The 17,112-nt window shown below is 47.4% G+C and carries 16 protein-coding genes and 1 pseudogene; 2 read left to right on the forward strand and 15 right to left on the reverse strand.

Annotated features, from left to right (window positions below; all coding sequences use genetic code 11):
• Position 1: 1 nt before the first annotated feature.
• From FY534_RS12975 to FY534_RS12995, 5 genes are all read right to left on the reverse strand, one after another.
• Entirely contained in the window at positions 2-1,204 is a 1,203-nt protein-coding gene (locus FY534_RS12975; RefSeq protein ID WP_203114806.1) for a flagellar basal body rod C-terminal domain-containing protein, read from the reverse strand.
• 91 nt (positions 1,205-1,295) lie between these two features.
• Complete coding sequence (locus FY534_RS12980) at positions 1,296-2,330, reverse strand: rod shape-determining protein (RefSeq protein WP_072874459.1); 1,035 nt, start codon at positions 2,328-2,330, stop codon at positions 1,296-1,298.
• A gap of 96 nt (positions 2,331-2,426) precedes the next feature.
• Positions 2,427-2,738: a sporulation transcriptional regulator SpoIIID gene (spoIIID, locus tag FY534_RS12985; RefSeq protein WP_072874458.1), complete on the reverse strand. Its 312-nt coding sequence runs from the start codon at positions 2,736-2,738 to the stop codon at positions 2,427-2,429.
• Between the two features lie 287 nt (positions 2,739-3,025).
• The gene (locus FY534_RS12990; RefSeq protein ID WP_072874457.1) at positions 3,026-3,727 is read right to left on the reverse strand and encodes a M23 family metallopeptidase; all 702 of its coding nucleotides are present in this window, start codon (positions 3,725-3,727) and stop codon (positions 3,026-3,028) included.
• Between the two features lie 125 nt (positions 3,728-3,852).
• Positions 3,853-4,902, reverse strand: a complete 1,050-nt coding sequence (locus FY534_RS12995) for a SpoIID/LytB domain-containing protein (RefSeq protein WP_203114807.1) — start codon at positions 4,900-4,902, stop codon at positions 3,853-3,855.
• Between the two features lie 205 nt (positions 4,903-5,107).
• Between FY534_RS12995 and FY534_RS13000 the strand changes: the two genes are divergently transcribed.
• The gene (locus FY534_RS13000) at positions 5,108-5,827 is read left to right on the forward strand and encodes a cobalamin B12-binding domain-containing protein (RefSeq protein ID WP_072874455.1); all 720 of its coding nucleotides are present in this window, start codon (positions 5,108-5,110) and stop codon (positions 5,825-5,827) included.
• A gap of 5 nt (positions 5,828-5,832) precedes the next feature.
• Positions 5,833-6,951 carry a two-component system sensor histidine kinase NtrB gene (locus FY534_RS13005; RefSeq protein ID WP_203114808.1) on the forward strand — a complete coding sequence of 373 codons (1,119 nt, stop codon included), beginning with the start codon at positions 5,833-5,835 and terminating at the stop codon, positions 6,949-6,951.
• 97 nt (positions 6,952-7,048) lie between these two features.
• On the opposite strand, the gene murA is transcribed toward FY534_RS13005, so the two are convergent.
• The 10 genes and pseudogenes from murA to nuoH form a co-directional block, all read right to left on the reverse strand.
• Positions 7,049-8,347, reverse strand: a complete 1,299-nt coding sequence (gene murA, locus FY534_RS13010) for a UDP-N-acetylglucosamine 1-carboxyvinyltransferase (protein WP_072874453.1) — start codon at positions 8,345-8,347, stop codon at positions 7,049-7,051.
• A 60-nt stretch (positions 8,348-8,407) separates the two neighbouring features.
• Positions 8,408-9,313 (reverse strand): YwmB family TATA-box binding protein, encoded by a 906-nt coding sequence (locus FY534_RS13015; protein WP_203114809.1) that lies wholly within the window; start codon positions 9,311-9,313, stop codon positions 8,408-8,410.
• A gap of 190 nt (positions 9,314-9,503) precedes the next feature.
• A complete protein-coding gene (locus tag FY534_RS13020; protein WP_072874451.1) occupies positions 9,504-9,764 on the reverse strand; it encodes a DUF1146 family protein in 261 nt (86 codons plus the stop codon).
• Between the two features lie 10 nt (positions 9,765-9,774).
• On the reverse strand, positions 9,775-11,256 hold the full coding sequence (locus FY534_RS13025; protein ID WP_203114810.1) for an NADH-quinone oxidoreductase subunit N: 1,482 nt from the start codon (positions 11,254-11,256) through the stop codon (positions 9,775-9,777).
• A gap of 3 nt (positions 11,257-11,259) precedes the next feature.
• Positions 11,260-12,791, reverse strand: a pseudogene (locus FY534_RS13035) (NuoM family protein).
• Between the two features lie 3 nt (positions 12,792-12,794).
• Complete coding sequence (gene nuoL / locus FY534_RS13040; RefSeq protein WP_203114813.1) at positions 12,795-14,693, reverse strand: NADH-quinone oxidoreductase subunit L; 1,899 nt, start codon at positions 14,691-14,693, stop codon at positions 12,795-12,797.
• A 59-nt stretch (positions 14,694-14,752) separates the two neighbouring features.
• Positions 14,753-15,064, reverse strand: a complete 312-nt coding sequence (gene nuoK / locus FY534_RS13045) for an NADH-quinone oxidoreductase subunit NuoK (RefSeq protein ID WP_129583598.1) — start codon at positions 15,062-15,064, stop codon at positions 14,753-14,755.
• Between the two features lie 5 nt (positions 15,065-15,069).
• Positions 15,070-15,600 carry an NADH-quinone oxidoreductase subunit J gene (locus FY534_RS13050; RefSeq protein WP_072874446.1) on the reverse strand — a complete coding sequence of 177 codons (531 nt, stop codon included), beginning with the start codon at positions 15,598-15,600 and terminating at the stop codon, positions 15,070-15,072.
• On the reverse strand, positions 15,600-16,058 hold the full coding sequence (locus tag FY534_RS13055; RefSeq protein WP_072874445.1) for a NuoI/complex I 23 kDa subunit family protein: 459 nt from the start codon (positions 16,056-16,058) through the stop codon (positions 15,600-15,602). The genes FY534_RS13050 and FY534_RS13055 overlap by 1 nt, the downstream gene beginning before the upstream one ends.
• A gap of 81 nt (positions 16,059-16,139) precedes the next feature.
• A complete protein-coding gene (gene nuoH / locus FY534_RS13060; protein ID WP_203115641.1) occupies positions 16,140-17,087 on the reverse strand; it encodes an NADH-quinone oxidoreductase subunit NuoH in 948 nt (315 codons plus the stop codon).
• Positions 17,088-17,112: the final 25 nt, after the last annotated feature.

The following is a 17,112-nucleotide window of genomic DNA, read 5'->3' on the forward strand; positions in this document are numbered from 1 at the left end:
ATTATGGAATCTTACCGATATCCTCAGCCGCTACACCAAGTGTTGAATTCTCTGTAGAGAGAACTTGCTGATTCGCTTGATAAAGATTGAGAATTTGCTGCATCTGTACGAGCGCGTTAGTTGCATTGACATTGCTGCCTTCCAAATACCCAGGCATCAAGGTTCCTGTACCGGGCTGCAAATGGGAAAGTGCTGTGTTTGTGGCAAAGCTACCCCCCACTTCAAACTCAGTCGCTCCGAGCGGCGTGACCTGAGTCACGTCCGCATTGACTGTGCCCAACTTGGCACCTGTCACGGACTGACCGTTTTGTCCGACGACTGTGTAAGACAACTGACCGGCAGCATCCCGTACAGCTTGTCCATCCGAAGCAAACAGTGCCTGACCTGTGTAGTTTGGATTGATGATGATACGCGCCCCCACAATCGGCATTCCATTGCTTCCAACAGGCAAAATAGGATGCCCGGCAGCATCCACCAACTCGTGTTGTGCATTGACACTGAAATGGCCGTCTCGGGTCAGTACAACACCTGATTGACCATCTGCCGAAGTATAGGCAACCGCATAAAACGAATGCTGCCCCATATCGTTGCTCGTACCTATTCTGAGTGCCAAACCAGCGGCCTGCAAAGTTCCAGGAACAGCCAGAACCTGACCTTGAGCGTTTGCAAACAAATAGGAAGGTTGACCAGCAGCATCGTAGTTTGGCATGCCGTCTGCGGCATAGAGCGACGTTCCTGTATATTGAGGGTTCTTCATGGCGTACCAGCCAGGAACAGGTTTACCGCTAGCATTAAGAACCGCCAAGGGTTGCTGATTGACCGTCAGCCGTCCCCCCGTCCCTACAGTTACCGGCCCAGCTACAGAAACAGCCTGTCCACCAGGTGAATTTACAGCCGCATAAGGTCCAGGCGGCGTATTGTCTTGAATGGCTACATCCAGCGAACGGTCAGTTTTGTTCAATTGACCTTCCGACCAGAGCGGTACGCCTTCCTGAAAAAGCACACCCGTTCCCATCTGCCCAATCGGCTGAATCAATTGCCCATCTTGGGACTGATACAGATTTTCTACTGGATATTCGCGAGCCGACCCTAAAATTTCTTTAAATCCTGGTGTGTTTAAGTTAGCCAAATCATTCGCCAGAGCGGCTTGCAGCCGTTCTTCAGTCAACATTCCAGCTGCAGCTGTGGTCAATGCCCGAATCATGCTATCCCTCGCTTTCCTGAACCTCAAGCGGCAGTTCTTACAGGCTAGCCACCATTCACGCAAAGTGGAGTGACGCCTTACAAAGCTTCTTTTACCAACGCGACCTGCGCCGAGATTTTCCTCCTGACACAGCTTTATTGACACGCAAATTGTCTCGCATCTCCAAATACTTACCGGTTCCCAAAACCACGCACTGCATAGGATCTTCCGCAATATGCACGGGTACTTCTAATTCTTTCTTCATGAGCTTGTCCAATCCGTTGACCAGCGCTCCGCCACCGGTCAACACAATGCCTTTGTCAAAAATGTCAGCAGCTAATTCAGGCGGCGTGCGTTCCAAAACAGATTTAGTGGCTGCAATAATAGCCGAAACTGGTTCTGCCAAAGCCTGCTCCATTTGTTCCGCATGTACTTCAATCGTCTTTGGCAGTCCCGTCATCATATCGCGACCGCGTACCTCTCGAGACTCGTTGCCCGAACCCGGATAGACGTGAGCCAATTCCTTTTTCAATTCTTCGGCAGTTCTCTCGCCAATCATAAGATTAAATTCACGACGAATAAATTTAATGATGGCTTCATCGAGCTTGTCCCCCGCCACACGCAGAGACGTGGAAGTAACCACATCTCCGAGGGAGAGCACCGCGACGTCCGTTGTCCCGCCGCCAATATCCACCACCATGCTGCCGCTTGGTTCAAAAATATTTAGACCAGCACCAATAGCAGCAGCTTTCGGTTCTTCAATTAAATCTACCTGCTTGGCTCCACTCGCTTCCGCAGCCTCCCGCACAGCCTTCTGCTCTACGGAAGTGATGCCAGCAGGCACACATATCATCAATCGGGGACGCAACATGGAACTCTTCCCAATTGTCTTTCGCAAAAAATGGCGCAGCATGATTTCAGTGACATCAAAATCAGCAATCACGCCCTCGCGCAACGGACGGATGGCCACTATGTTTCCAGGAGTGCGACCCAGCATCTGACGCGCCTCTTCGCCAACAGCCACCACCTGTTTTGTGACTTGATCGATAGCTACGACAGACGGTTCATTCAGTACGACCCCCTGCCCTTTCACATGTACCAGCACATTGGCCGTACCCAAATCAACCCCAATATCCTTGGAAAGCATCTGGCACTTTTCCTCCCCGGCTCGACTGAGCGTACGCAATCTAATATTCTAATCAAATGGTGCGCCCGCATATCCTAGATTATTCAGGTCTAATTTCTACAATCCACCGGGAACTCCTTTTTGCATTTCGTAATCTTTTTCGTCAGATTCATCGAGATCGTCATCTTTGTGGTATTTGAGCTTAGTGGCTTCACCCCCGCGCAAATGGCGAATCGCTTTATGATACTCAAGAATCTCTTTGACACGATTTGCGAGGTCGGGATTGATTTCCGGCAAACGTTCCGTCAAATCTTTGTGCACTGTACTTTTTGAGACTCCAAATTCACGAGCAATGGTGCGCACCGTGTTACGCGTCTCCAGAATGTATTCACCAATTTTGAGCGTGCGCTCCTTGATGTAATCGTGCACATCCTCGCCTCCCCATCCTCCGTGATCGACTGGTTTGGTGCCTGGTCTGATACACTATATGAGGAGATGTACACCGTATTCCTCGCTTTTTTGTGATTATTCAATCTATGCCGCTATTTATTCTGTCTATCTCAAAATATCTCTACGGGAAATAATCAATTTATTATTTCCGAAAATACGATAGTTTTTGTCCTTCAGTTGCTTACCTCTCCTCTCTTTCCTTAAAAATAGACAGAAAAAAACCGCCTACATACAGGCGGAGAAGAAAGAGATAGAAGACTAATATTTTATTCTTTCGGCAACAAATCGAGCGGATTCAACAATTTCCCATCCTGATTGACTTGGAAGTAGAGATGGTTGCCCTGATTCTCTTCGAACCGGCAGGTTCCGCTTGTGCCAATGGTTTCTCCTTGCGACACATTGTCGCCCGTTTTCACGGTGACATTGCCTAACGATTCATACTTCTCTACGTAACCATCATTACTTGTGACTTCTACCGTCCATCCGTAGAGAGGGTTGTTTTCTACCAGAGTGACTTTGCCAGCAAGAGCGGCTAAAACATCAAAACTAGTCCCCGTGTCACTCTGAATATCCACACCCTTGTGCGCATAGTACGATCCGCCATATTGCACTAGCGCCGCTGCTTGTTGTTTCGCCGTGCCGTCAGCAGAGAAAAAGCCCAGCGTAACCTTATGCGCGACATTTACTGGCCAGATAAACGTATCTGCTTGAGTAGTATCCGGAGACGGATTGCCAGTATCCGTAACCGACGGAGACACAACAGGCGCAGTAGCCCCACCGCCTGATTGTGTCTTGGCGTAGACAACGCCAATGATGACGGCTGCTGCTCCCAAATAGAGAGCTGGGTAAATCCAACGACGTGTTTTGCTGCGTTTGAGAATCGGACGAGTCATATTAGGATTTTCCGATTCTGCAGTAGACTGGTCACGTTTGCTTTCTGATGAATTTGGATGTTTTTTCTCATCCATGTAGCGCTCACCTCTTTAACGAGTGTCGCCACAGTCTCTTGATTCTATACCTTGATAAACTGACAGAATGAGAAATTTTTCTTATTCAACTGCTTCAAGGGATTCAATGAGAATCCGTGGTGCTGTCAAGAGAGCCAGGTACTATCCAATTGCAAATGACTGCCCGGATAAAAACGACTGAGTATTTGTGTATCCGTCATTCCAGAAGCCGCCCAAACCGCAGCCTGGTGTAGACTCATTCCCATGCCTGTACCTGTACCATTGACCTCAATTTGCAAGGGTTGGCGTATGGAACCGCCCAGAATATCATAGTTCCAGGAAGGAATACCTAGATTCGCCGCAAATTGCGAACCTGTAAGGCGCTTGTTGCCTACCATGACTTCTAAGACGTCTCCTGACGGAGCGCGATCGACCACTCTAATCCAACCATTCCACGATGCTATGTCTGAAGGTGGTTGTTCTGAAGGGAAAACCTGCCGCCAAGTGCTGCCAGCGATACTGATACGTCGATTTTGAACTGGATAAGACGCATCACTCGGACAATTGACACGAACGAGATATGGAATGGAGCGGCCAAGCACTTGACTGGCTGGAACTGTGGCGCCAGTAGTAACAGGCGTTTGAAAGGACAGAATGGGTTGACCTCGATAAGTAAGTATTTGTCCGTCCGTCGTTTCAATGGCTGCTTTTATCTGGGCCAAAAAGAGGCTACTCTGCTCTCCGTATGCATTTTCTACCTGATGACGCGTCCACAACGGCAAATCGTTGTCTTCCAGTTGCGCTACCCACGGGCCATGACCGGTATTAGATTGTCCGCCGCCAAGAGGCATGAGAGCGCGAATCACCATGGTGCGTGTCGCAATGGCTGCCGCTTCTACAGCCGCTTGCGGAGTATTGGGCGACAATTCAGCAGAAAGCACCTCAATTTCATACTGTGTTAAAGTCATGGTGCTGGAAGTATTTTGTTGAGCAGGAGATTGTAACTTTACCTGCACGCGATTGTCCAATGGATTCCCCACATGATTGGCGTTCACAACGCGCCCTCCAGCCAGTTCTGCTGCTAGTGTGGGCAGTCCCAAAATGACCGCTATAACAGCCGACCCTATAGCCAGACCAGAGAACAACTGGGTAAGCATGCCGCTGGAATGACTCGAAGTATGCGCAGGCGACTTCATGAAGGCAATCGATTCCTTTCTTTCGGCCGATCTCGATAAGACCCACCTTCTAGACTTCATGCATTCAACTTTGCTATTCCGAAATCTATGATTTTTTTTAATAGAATATGCAAAATCTTTCTTTCCTCCGTTATAATTTTCATAGAATTTTGAGTGAATTGGCCCATCCCACCTACGATCCCGTTTTGGAAGGAAAGAAATTATTGTGAATGCAACGCATAACAACCGTTTTTTTCAAGCATCACTGGATTTAACCGACAGTATTCGCATGAAAATTATCCAATTCGCTCATATCCTTCTCAGCGGGGACGAACGAAAAAGTTGGGAATTTATTGAGCAGCAGTTAGTGAACGGAATTCACAGCACGGAGATATTCTGTACCTATATCCCTTTAGCGATGACGTATATCGGGGAATTATGGATAGAAAATGCCATCTCTGTAGTAGATGAGCATATTGCTTCTTGTGTGTGCGACTATCTTATCATGCGCTACCAAGCCCAGTACATCACCCCTCCAGATCAACAAAACTGTCAAGCGGTTGTAGCCTGCGTGGATGGTGACCCGCATGAACTGGGTGCTAAATTGGCTGTTCTTTTGCTTAATAGGCATGGCTTGCAGACACACTATCTAGGCGTTCATTGTCCTCTACACCATTTTCTTGCCTTTATTTCCAAATGGCGGCCATCGATTGTAGCTTTGTCTGTAACCCAATCTCATCATTTGAAAAAGGTACAAGATTATTTGGAGGCCTTGCAGGGACTGCCCTATCAACCAGAAATCATTGTGGGCGGCCGACTGATTCACCACCTGTCTTATACAAGCTCGAAAGGTGCACCGAACAAACAGCGTCTTTTTTTCATGCAAAATCTTCACGAACTCGCTGGATGGTTGGAACAGGATTACTTGCCCATCAAACCGGAGTGATATCTATGGCTGTTTGCCCTGACTTTTCTATACCAGCCCCATTTTTCTATGTAAACACGTTCTACGACATCCTCTATCAATCTGAGGACGCGAAACGTATCTTTGGCGAGCATGCTAATTTTTTCTCACTCATTGATGTGGAGAGTCGGAGGAAATTTCAGCGTTTGGCCGAGCGTCGCTTTGAACCTCAAAAGTTTGAACTGCTTTTAAATACAGTTCAATCACCTGCAATGCTGTTTGATATTCATCTAAAGTGGAACCGAGACAATCATTGCTCTATTCTCTGCATAGAACAAAGTCAACGTTATCAGCAAATCACTGAGGTTCTGACACGTTTTACACAGCGTTTGGGCATGACCAACTACGACCTTCTCCGTCGTAAAGAAGAATTGGAGCGACTCTTAGCAAACCTCCAGCAATCGAACGCGCAAAATGACAGATTGGCCGAACTTGGCAGAATTGCGGCAAGTATCGCGCATGAAATTCGTAATCCGTTAACTTCCATCCGCGGTTTGGTGCAGTTATTAGCGCCGAATCTGACTTCCTCCGCCAAATTATCCTATATTGATATCATTATTAGCGAAATCAATCGCGTCAACAGCATCATCACAGAATTTCTGAAAACTGCCAAACCTGCACCACCGTTGAAAGAAGCCATTCCTGTGACTGACTTATTCGCTGAGCTGGAACTTTTATGCCACAGTGAGTCGCTCTTGCAAGGGATTGAACTGGTGATTTTACCGGTCGATCCGTCCCTGATGATTTATGCGGATCGCTTACAAATGAAGCAAGTCCTGCTGAATATGCTCCATAATGCGATGGAAGCCATTTCCGACTTACCAAACTCGCGTACAGGAATGATTCAGTTTGAGGCGGAACGGTTTGGCAGATATGTGCAGATTCGCATTGAGGATAATGGCGTTGGTATGGATGAACAGACGAGGACACATCTCTTTAGCCCATTTTTCACCACCAAAAATAGTGGAACGGGACTGGGACTCTCGACTTGCTATCATATTGTCGAACTGCATGGAGGTACGATTGATGTGGAAAGCACACCAGGGCATGGTACCGTTTTTCGTATCTATTTGCCAACCGTAGATAAGAAACCCGAATTATCCTAAATAAGACCACTCAGGATACACTCTATGAAAAAACCTCTACATCGGAAAATTTCATGTCGATGTAGAGGTATCTGTAGAAACTCGCACTTGTACGGCATTACGCAGATTCTGCGTCGCTCTCCTCCATAGGAGTTTCCAGACGTTTGATACGTCCACCAAGCTGTTGGAATTTGCTGACCAGATTGTCATAGCCGCGATCGATATGATGCAATCCCAATACTTCAGTCTGGCCCTCTGCCAATAGCCCCGCAATCACAAGGGCCGCTCCCGCCCGTAAATCCGTGGCAGTGACCAGCGCGCCAGAAAGTCGGTCTACACCTTCAATGACTGCCGTCCGGCCTTCTACATGAATATTGGCGCCCATACGTTGCAATTCACCCACATGCAAAAAGCGGTTTTCAAAAACGGTTTCTGTCACCGTGCTTGTTCCGGCTGCTACAGACAGGGCAGCCACCATTTGCGCCTGCATATCTGTGGGATAAGAAGGATAAAAATGCGTTTTCACATCAATAGAGGAAAGCCGTCCACGCTCTGCCGGCCATACCTGAATACCGTCTACCTTGTCTTCAAAGCGGGCTCCCGCTTCTTCGAGCTTTGCAATCACCGACATCATGTGTTGAGACACAGCATTTTCCACATATACACCTGTACCCAGTAATGCACCAGCCACCAAGAATGTACCTGCCTCAATACGGTCGGGAATGACGGTATGCACAGCGCCATGCAGGCTGTCGACACCATCAATACGAATCATATCTGTTCCAGCACCGCGCACTCGTGCGCCCATCGCGTTTAAATAATTGGCCAAATCCACGTTTTCTGGTTCTTTGGCGGCATTTTCAATAATCGTCTGTCCTTTAGCCAGCACGGCTGCCATCATGATATTCTGCGTTGCCCCGACACTGGGAATGTCTAAATAAATGCGTGCTCCTCGCAAACCTTCCCGTGGCGCTTGGAGATGGACAAAGCCATTTTCAGTGTGTGCTGTAGCACCCATGGCTTCAAAACCTTTAATATGCAAATCTACTGGGCGGTTGCCAATTTTACAACCCCCAGGCAGTGAGATGGACGCTTCTTTAAAACGAGCCAACAGCGGTCCTGCCACTACAAACGAAGCGCGCATACGCCTGACCAAATCCTGAGGCGGCTCCACACTATGTATGTGACTGGCCTGAATGCGCACAGTGGTTCCTCTTCTCTCCACTCTAGCGCCCAGGGATGCGATAACTTCAATCATATTGCGTACATCTAATAAATGAGGTACGTCTTCAATCTGACTCACGCCGGACTCTGCCAGCAGACTGGCAGCCAAAATGGGCAATACCGCATTTTTTGCGCCGCCAATCCTTACGGAGCCTGAGAGCGGATACCCTCCGTCAATCACTAATTTTGGCATACCGTAACCCCCGTTACACGACAAGATTGTCTTACGAAGCGTTACGAGGACGATTTTGCATCAATACGTTGTCGTAATGATGGGTGTTCCGACCAGGACGTTCGTGTCGTGTTGATATCCATCGTAATGAACAGCTACCTGCAGGTTGATGGGCTGGCCGCGCGATACAATGTAAGTCAAATTTCGCGGCGCATATCCTGAGATGCTCGTTTCCAAGCCGCTTTGAAACGTCTGCACAGATTTAGCATCTACTGCATGCAGCGCTCGCTCAGCCAGTTGATTCGCTTGAACGCCGACCATTTTAGCATCGAGATGACCAATCAGACAACTGCTAATTTGCGGTTTAGCACCAATCTGCAAAAGTGCTGCTGCCAACTGTTCTTCATCCGCAGTCAATGCCTGTGATGTATAACCTTGATGCTCTTCTGTCACTGCCAGTACGGTGGAGGAATCAACTAATTCTCCGGCTGTAGTACCTTCCACCGAAGTCGTAGGAGCAAAAGAAGTGACCACCAATTCCACTCGGCTTCCGGTTGGACTCAACGCATCAACCAATACATAGTGTTCTACAGAAGTAGCCGTATGATACAATTTCGCTCTGCGCAGTTTCATTTCCTGCACCATTTCCCGTGCAATGGACAAATCCTCGTTTTCGCTTAAAAATTGATGGTTTAAGCTGTCCCAACTATTCAGCAAATATTCATCAGGTTCAGCACCAGTGGCAGACATTGTCTGTGATAAAAAATGGCTTTCTTCAGCTGCCCAATCATGGGCTTCCATGCCTTGACGGTTTACATGCAACTGATGTGTTTGATTTTTTGCCGTAACCTGTAAACTATTTCCGGTTGCAATCAAAGGATGCGTCCAAAGAAATGCAGCTACAGAAACAATCGCTGTCCCCCACAGCCAATGTTTGCGTCGGCGGTTTTTTTTACTGCTTCGTCCTCGCTTCACTTGTCGAGCCACGTTCTCCATCCCCCATCTGTTTCCGATGTTTCTAGTCTGGTCTTGGGGAATGGATTTTATACGTACTCTACCTGTTAAATTCGCTCAGATTGCGAGATTTATGCGGGTCAGCCAAAAGTTGCTAAGATCTCAGACGCCAATAACTCGAGGAACAGAACATGACCAGCCTTCATTGTGCAGGAAAAATTCTTTACAAAGTACGCATCCACTGCATCATGATGAGTAACAATGCGGCAAACGTGTCCCATAGCAACGCTCCAGCCAAGGCCAACATAAAACGAATCATTTGCGATCGCGATGAGAGGGGGTGACGGGTAATTTTGTCCCATGGCAAGGCGCCAAGCGCCCACCATGAGACAAGTAGACCAAAGAAAAAAAAGAGGGTGATCATCAGCGGAAATACTATGGAGATTTGAAAAGGTAAATGACTTTCATTGAACTGGGTATACATGTGAATCCTCCTAGTACCACTGCACGTGGCTAAAGGCCTGCAATAAAATACCTGGCCAGACACCGAGCAACAATGTCACCAGAACACAGAACGCAATGACCGTTTGCGTAGCCGTTTGACGCGACACAGCCTGAACTTCCCCATTGTCTGTAAAAAGTTGTTTCTGGTACATGGTGCGAATCGGTTTCAGATAATAATAGAAGGAAATCACGCTTACAGCAAAGAGTAAAACACCAAGCCATAGCTCATGCAAACGAAGAGCGGCAATCAGCAGATAGAGTTTTCCCATAAACCCCGAAGTCAGCGGCATGCCAGCAAATCCGAGCAGAAAACAGGCAAATGCGGCGCGCAGCCAACGATATGGACGCGGCAAACGTGATAAATCCGCAATCTCTTGAACTTCGTAACGCTGTTCTAAGATGGACAAGACTGCAAACGCGCCAATGGTCACGATTGAGTACGAAACGAGATAGAACACAAGACTGTTGTATACGAGTGGCCAAGTATTTGGTGTGGCTTGCGCTAACAAAGCGATAGGAATGAGCAAATAGCCAGCTTGAGCTACACTGGAGACAGCCAGCAATCGACGCAGCTTATTCTGCCCCAACGCCAACAAATTTCCCGCCACCATGGTTAACGCTGCCATAGCAGCTACATACGGAAAAACATCATGCGTACTGCCAAGAAACAGATAGAGCAGCACACGCAAGGTCATGGCAAACGTTGCACTCTTCGATACGGAAGCCAAAAAGCCAGCCACGGATGCCGATGCGCCTTCATATGCATCCGGAGTCCAATAGTGGAAAGGAACAAGCGATAGTTTGACGCCCAGTCCACAAAGCATAAGTAAGAACGACAAAACTACAATGGCTGGATTCAATAGCCAAAGTTGATGGCTCATACGAGCAATCGTATAGAGATTGGTTTGCCCTGTCATGCCATAGATAAACGAGGCGCCGTATAAAAACAGAGCCGACCCGACACCACCAAGCACCAAATACTTCATTCCGCCCTCAAGAGCTAACCGCTTACGCGTCATAGCGACCAATATATAAGAAGAGACTGAAAGCAATTCCAGACCAACATAGAGCGTAACGAGATCGACCGCAGTGACCATGGCTAAAGCGCCTGCAGTCGCGAAGAGAAATAGATAGGCTCCTTCGCGGGGAAATGGGTTAGTCTGAGATTTTAGTTCATCTACATGAAACAGCAAGAGCAAAAAACTTAAGAGCAAAATGAGACAAGTCAGTATGCTAGCCAGCCCGTCGGAGACAAGCGTATGCAGCGAATACTGAGGCACCTGGGAAAGATGAATGAACGCGTCCACTAAAGCAACCAATAGTCCCAATAAACTGAGCCAGACAGGAAGCTGCAAAAAACGGGTTGGAAGCAGGAGTTCAATCAACATCACCAAAACTGCAGAGATAGCTACAATAGACAAGGGCCCCATGGTGAGACCTAGATGGGCGTGCAAAAGTGAATACAAGCTCATCTTTCAGCCCCCTAACGCGCGCAGATGATGAAACGCGGAAAGCGCCACTTGCGCGAATGGATTGGGTAGAATGCCGAGCAAGAGCAAAAATAAGGAAAGCACAGCTAGTGGCCAGCTTTCCAGCCAACGTAAGTCAGCCAATTGCATCAGGGTGCTGTCTAAGACCGGGCCAAACGTCGTTTTGCGTATCGCGTTGAGGCTGTATATGGCGCTCAGCAAGAGGCCGAGTAAAGCTACAAAAGCAAAGCCTGGCAAAACGGCAAACCCGGAAAAAATCGACTGGAATTCACCCACAAAGCTACTGGTCAAGGGCAGGCCCAAACTTCCCAGAGCAGCAAAAAGGAGAAACCCCGAAGCGATGGGCATCGATTTTGAAAGCCCCCTAGACGACTGAATTCAAGAGAATGCAAGCGCTTAAACATCCCCTCGGAAGTGAGCAGGAACAATGCGCTAACAAGACCGGACGAAACGAGCAGAAACAATGCTCCGAGCATTCCGGTTTGGCGCAAAGTAGCCACTGCAAAGAGCGCTAACCCCATATGGGAAATGGAAGAAAAACTGATGAGTCGCCGCCAATCTTTGGCTGACCAAGCAGCAAACGCAGCATAGAGTAAATTGATAATGCCGACAGTGGCTATCAAGAGTCGATAATCGTTAGCATCCTGCGGCATCATACCGACACCAAATCGAATCAACGCATAAAGTCCTGTTTTGGTCAAAATGCCAGCTAATAAAACCGCCACGCCAGCACCAGCATCCTGCATAGCATTGGGGAACCAACTATGCAGCGGTACAAACGCCTCTTCCAGAAGAACACCTATAAACAGTGCCAAAAAGACGATATGAGGCACAGAATGATGAAAAAGCACCGCCGATAAAACAGCATAAGAAGCTGGCCACAATCCTCCGCGACTTGCTGCAGCAGCCAAACCTAGGAGCGCCAGAATGATGAAAACACTGGCCAGGCCACGATAAAGGAGAAACTGCAGGGCGGCATCCCAGTGTTGTTCCTTGCCCTGTCGCAAAATCAGGAAAAAACCTGCTAACAGTGTCAACTCCATGGATAGAATAAACGTGAGTAAATCTATTGCCGCAAAACTGGACATGACTGCAAACAGAGCGAGCAACATCCATCCTGTATAGGCGCGAATTTGTTCTCCAGGCGGACGTACAGCAAAAAAGATGATCCAACCGAGCAAGACGGCCAAAGAAAATAGTGGCAGACTTAGTCCATCCAAACCATAAGCGATTCGCAACGTCCAGTGTTGATGAAATCCAAGCGAAAATTGAAACCAACGAAAAGAAAAAGCAAATTGGTAGACATCCGACAGAAGGCGCATCTTTATCCAAAGAACAAACATACATAGGAAACTGATACTCATTGCAACCCGGCCAATCCAGATAAAATGGTCTTCATGCGAGCGATGAGGCTGTTTGAGACCTTGCACATTGTTGGATGGAGATGAAGCCGGCAAAAGCCAGACCAATAAAGAAGCTACGAGCGGCGTTATAAGCGCCAGAAGCAGGAAGGCCATAGACTAAAACACACCTCCAGCACGAAAGACCGCAATAGCAAACCAAACCACTAGAGCAGCCAGCGCAATTGTCCCATACGATTGCAACAATCCATCTTGCGTCATTCGCAATGCATTGCCAATACCGTAGAAGAGTAACGCTATCAAACGAACCAGACCTTGGAGAAAATAGCGATCGAACAAATCAATCAGCATGGAAAGAAATCTTCCGGCTCGTTGAATGGTATGATAGTAAATCTCGTCTAAATAAAATTTGCGATAGGATATTTGAATCCACCAAGGACGTCCTCTTTCAGGCGGTACAGGTGAACCTTGATCTTGCCAGCGTTGAAAAGCGAGATACGCTACGGCAATGCCCAGTAAAGCTACAAGAGTGCTGATCAACATGGACAAGATGGGCCAATTCTGGTATTCAGACATCGGTATACCCGGTTCTAAATAGCGGGTTAGCGCATCATCATTGAGCGGCGTATTGAGAAAACCAGCAAAGGTTGCAAAAATAGCCAGAAAAAGCAATGGAGCTTTCATTTCCCAACCGCCTTCATGCGCATGCTCTGTCAAGGCTGGCTGTCTGGATTGACCCGCAAACGCCAGGAAAATCAGGCGAAAAATATAGACTGCCGTACAAAAAGCGGCTATTAACAAAAGCGCATAAACTATGTAGTGACGAGAGGCTAGCGCAGCGCTGAGAATTGCATCTTTTGACCAAAAGCCAGCAAACGGTACAACACCGGATAAAGCGAGAGCGCCGGCTAAAAAAGTGTAGAAAGTGATGGGCATTTTTTTCCTCAAGCCGCCCATTTGGAACAAGTCCTGCGTACCTGCTAGAGCATGTATGACACTCCCTGCCGCAAGAAACAGTAACGCTTTAAAAAAAGCGTGGGTCAATAAATGAAAAACTCCATCCGCATAGGCGCCAATACCTAAAGCAGCCATCATGTAACCTAGCTGAGAGATGGTGGAATAGGCTATCACTCGCTTGATATCCCGCTGCGACAAGGCAATGCAAGCTGCAAGTAAAGCTGTGCCAGCGCCGATATAAGCTATAGTTTCCAATACACCGGGAGCAAGTTGAAAGAGTGGATATAACCGGGCTACTAAATAGACGCCAGCCGCCACCATTGTTGCAGCATGGATCAATGCCGAAACTGGAGTGGGACCTTCCATGGCATCAGATAACCAAACGTGTAACGGAAATTGTGCTGATTTACCGACGCAGCCAAGAAAAATGAGCAACATTGCCAACGTCAAGAGGTGCGGTTGGCTAAGCCAGGAAAGGTGAAGATTAACGCTGGCAGCGAGCAGGGCTTGCGTTGAATCGTTAAAGGAGTGGGCAGCCAATGCCAGCAAAAGGATGCCACCAAGCATACCTGCATCTCCTAAGCGAGTGACAACAAACGATTTACGGGCTGCACGTGCCGCTTCATTCTTAAAGAACCAAAAACCGACCAACAGGTATGAACAGAGACCTACCATTTCCCAAAAAATATATAGTTGCAATAAATTTGCCGACATGACCAATGCCAACATGGAAAAAGCAAAAAAATTGAGATAAGCGTAATATATACCGATTCGTTCATCAGTTTTTAAATAGCCGTAAGAGAAAAGCATTACGTTGAGTGAAACCAGTGTAACAATCACAAGCATCAGATTGTTGAGCGCATTGAGACGCACACCGACTGTCAGCATAAAATCGTGATTCAGCGCCAGCCAATGAATGCTAGCTTCCATAGCATGACGATGGTATGGATGAAAAAAAACAATCAGTGCAAGCAGCGCAGAAATTAGCATCGCTAACGTTGCCACAAGTGCATGCAACCACGCAGATGACTTGCGCAGGACAAAAGAGAATACAGCAGCTACTAAAGGCAGCAAACAAAGGATGAGGGCTAGTTCTATCATTTAAACACCTTCTTCCTATCCGCTTGATATATCAGAATGAAAATCCGGCGTACATGCCGTCAACGCTTTTGCGAGTTTGCATCATCCGCGTCTGCTGATTTGCGAAAACGAAAAAATGCAAGCACGATGGCGAATCCTACAGCAATTTCTGCCGCCGCTACCGTAATGGTAAACAAAGAGAACACTTGTCCGCGCAAATTTGGAAAAGCGCCAAGTTGAGAAAATGCCACGAGATTGATGTTGACACTGCTTAGCATCAGTTCCAACGAAACCAACACAATAATGAGACTACGTTTGCTAAGGGCACCATAAAGTCCAATGCAAAAAAGAATGGCTGCAAGCGCCAAAACGGACGGCAAGGGAATATGCACGGTCGTCAATCTTGCTTCTCCTCCTTTGTCTGCCTTGCAATCCATACCGCTCCTACAAGCGCCGCCAAGAGCAACAAAGAGACAAGTTCAAAAGGAATTGTATATTGTCGAAAAAGCATAAATCCTATTTTGTCTACATTGTGCTGCGTATCCGTATTGACTACGAGCGACTGACGCCAGTGCGTAGCGCGAATGGTGAACAGCAAAATCACTGCCAAGAGAAAAGCTCCTAGCGCGGCTAGCCCTTTGCGAATGCCAAATGCTGATACCGATTCAGTAGCCTCATGATTGGTCAACATGATGGCAAACATCATAAGAATCGTAATGGCTCCAGCATAAATCATGACTTGAGCTATACCTACAAAAACTGCACCAAGTAGTAGGAAAAGCGCGGCACACCCCACAAAGATAGCGCCCATAGCCAGAGCCATATAGATAACTTTACGAAATTGCAGGAAAAGCATTGCGGAAAGCAAAATGATGAGTGCCAATACATAGAAGGCCAGGCTATCTCCGTGCGAAAAAAAATGAACCATCAACCCTCACCCTTTTCTGCAACATCAACAGCCTCTAACTTAGGAGCGCGATCAGGATATTTTTCTTCGTATTCTTCTTCACTCTCCACCAACCATTGCATGTCAAGCTTCAAATGATTGCGCGACTCTACTGCCAATTCAAAAGTATCCGACATGAGAATCGCATCCGTAGGACAAACTTCCACACACAAATCACATAGAATGCAAATTTCAAAGTTAATGTCGAACGTCTCGATGTGCATCTTCCTGTTTTCATCGCGCGATCCGCTAAGAGTGATACAATCTGTGGGACAGATTCTTGCACATTGATTGCAGACAATACAAAGATCAGGAATAAATCGATGTACTCCTCGAAAACGATCTGGCCACTCAGGCTGAACGTCTGGATATTCCAGTGTGACTTTCTTTTTCGGCAATTGACCAAGCGTCACACCTAAACCTTTGACGAATCCTAACAAGACGCTTCCTCTCCTTTAGTTGGATTCCGTCCGATCTCGTTGGAAACTGTGCTGTCTGATGATTTCTACCCAAATGCATCATCAGCGCAAAGAAACTAAGGTTTGAATCACGGCTGTGCCTACCAAATTAAGCATCGCCACAGGAAGAAGAAACTTCCAACTAAAGCTCATCAGCCCATCCACACGAATACGCGGCATAGTGGCCCTCAGCCAAAATTGAAAGAAGATAAACGCTGTGACTTTGATGGCAAACCACAGCCAACCTGGCAACCAGGGTCCAGACCATCCTCCTAGATAGACCGTGGCGGCCAGACATCCCATGGCAAACACGTAGACATATTCCGTTAACATAAAGAATGCAAAGCGAAATCCGGAGTACTCTACATGATATCCAGCCACTAATTCTGATTCCGCTTCTGGCAAATCGAAAGGTGTACGGTTCAGTTCAGCGGTGGCGGCAATCAAGAAGACTAGGAATCCCACTATTTGAGGAATGATATTCCAAATCGTATGCGATTGTTCTATAACGATGGAATTCAAGTTCAGCGAATGTCCCATAAGGGCTACTCCGACAAGCGACAGACCAAGCGGCACTTCGTAAGAGAGCATTTGAGCAGCGCTACGCATACCGCCGAGCAGCGCATATTTGTTGTTAGAGGCCCAGCCAGCCAGCATGACACCATGAATGGTCAACGCGGAAAGCGCTAAGTAGTACAATAATCCGGCCCCAAAATCGGCAGTAAAAACATGCTGCATACTAAATGGAATGACCGCAAGGGTCATAAAAGATGGAACGAAGGCTATGATGGGAGCAAGCAAAAACAGAGCTCTATCGGCCTTTTCTGGAACTATGTCCTCTTTCACCAAAAGTTTTAAAATATCTGCAATGGATTGAAGTAAACCAAGTGGCCCTACCCGATTGGGACCTATTCGTCCCTGCATCCAGCCTAATACCTTGCGCTCGGCATAAATGGTGTACGTTACTACACCTAGCGTTAACATCAGTGTAATCACAGCACCGATAACCATAGTTAAAAGATGTTGCCCGTTGAGT

This window comes from Alicyclobacillus sp. TC (assembly GCF_016804365.1).
Taxonomy (GTDB): domain Bacteria; phylum Bacillota; class Bacilli; order Alicyclobacillales; family Alicyclobacillaceae; genus Alicyclobacillus_I; species Alicyclobacillus_I tolerans.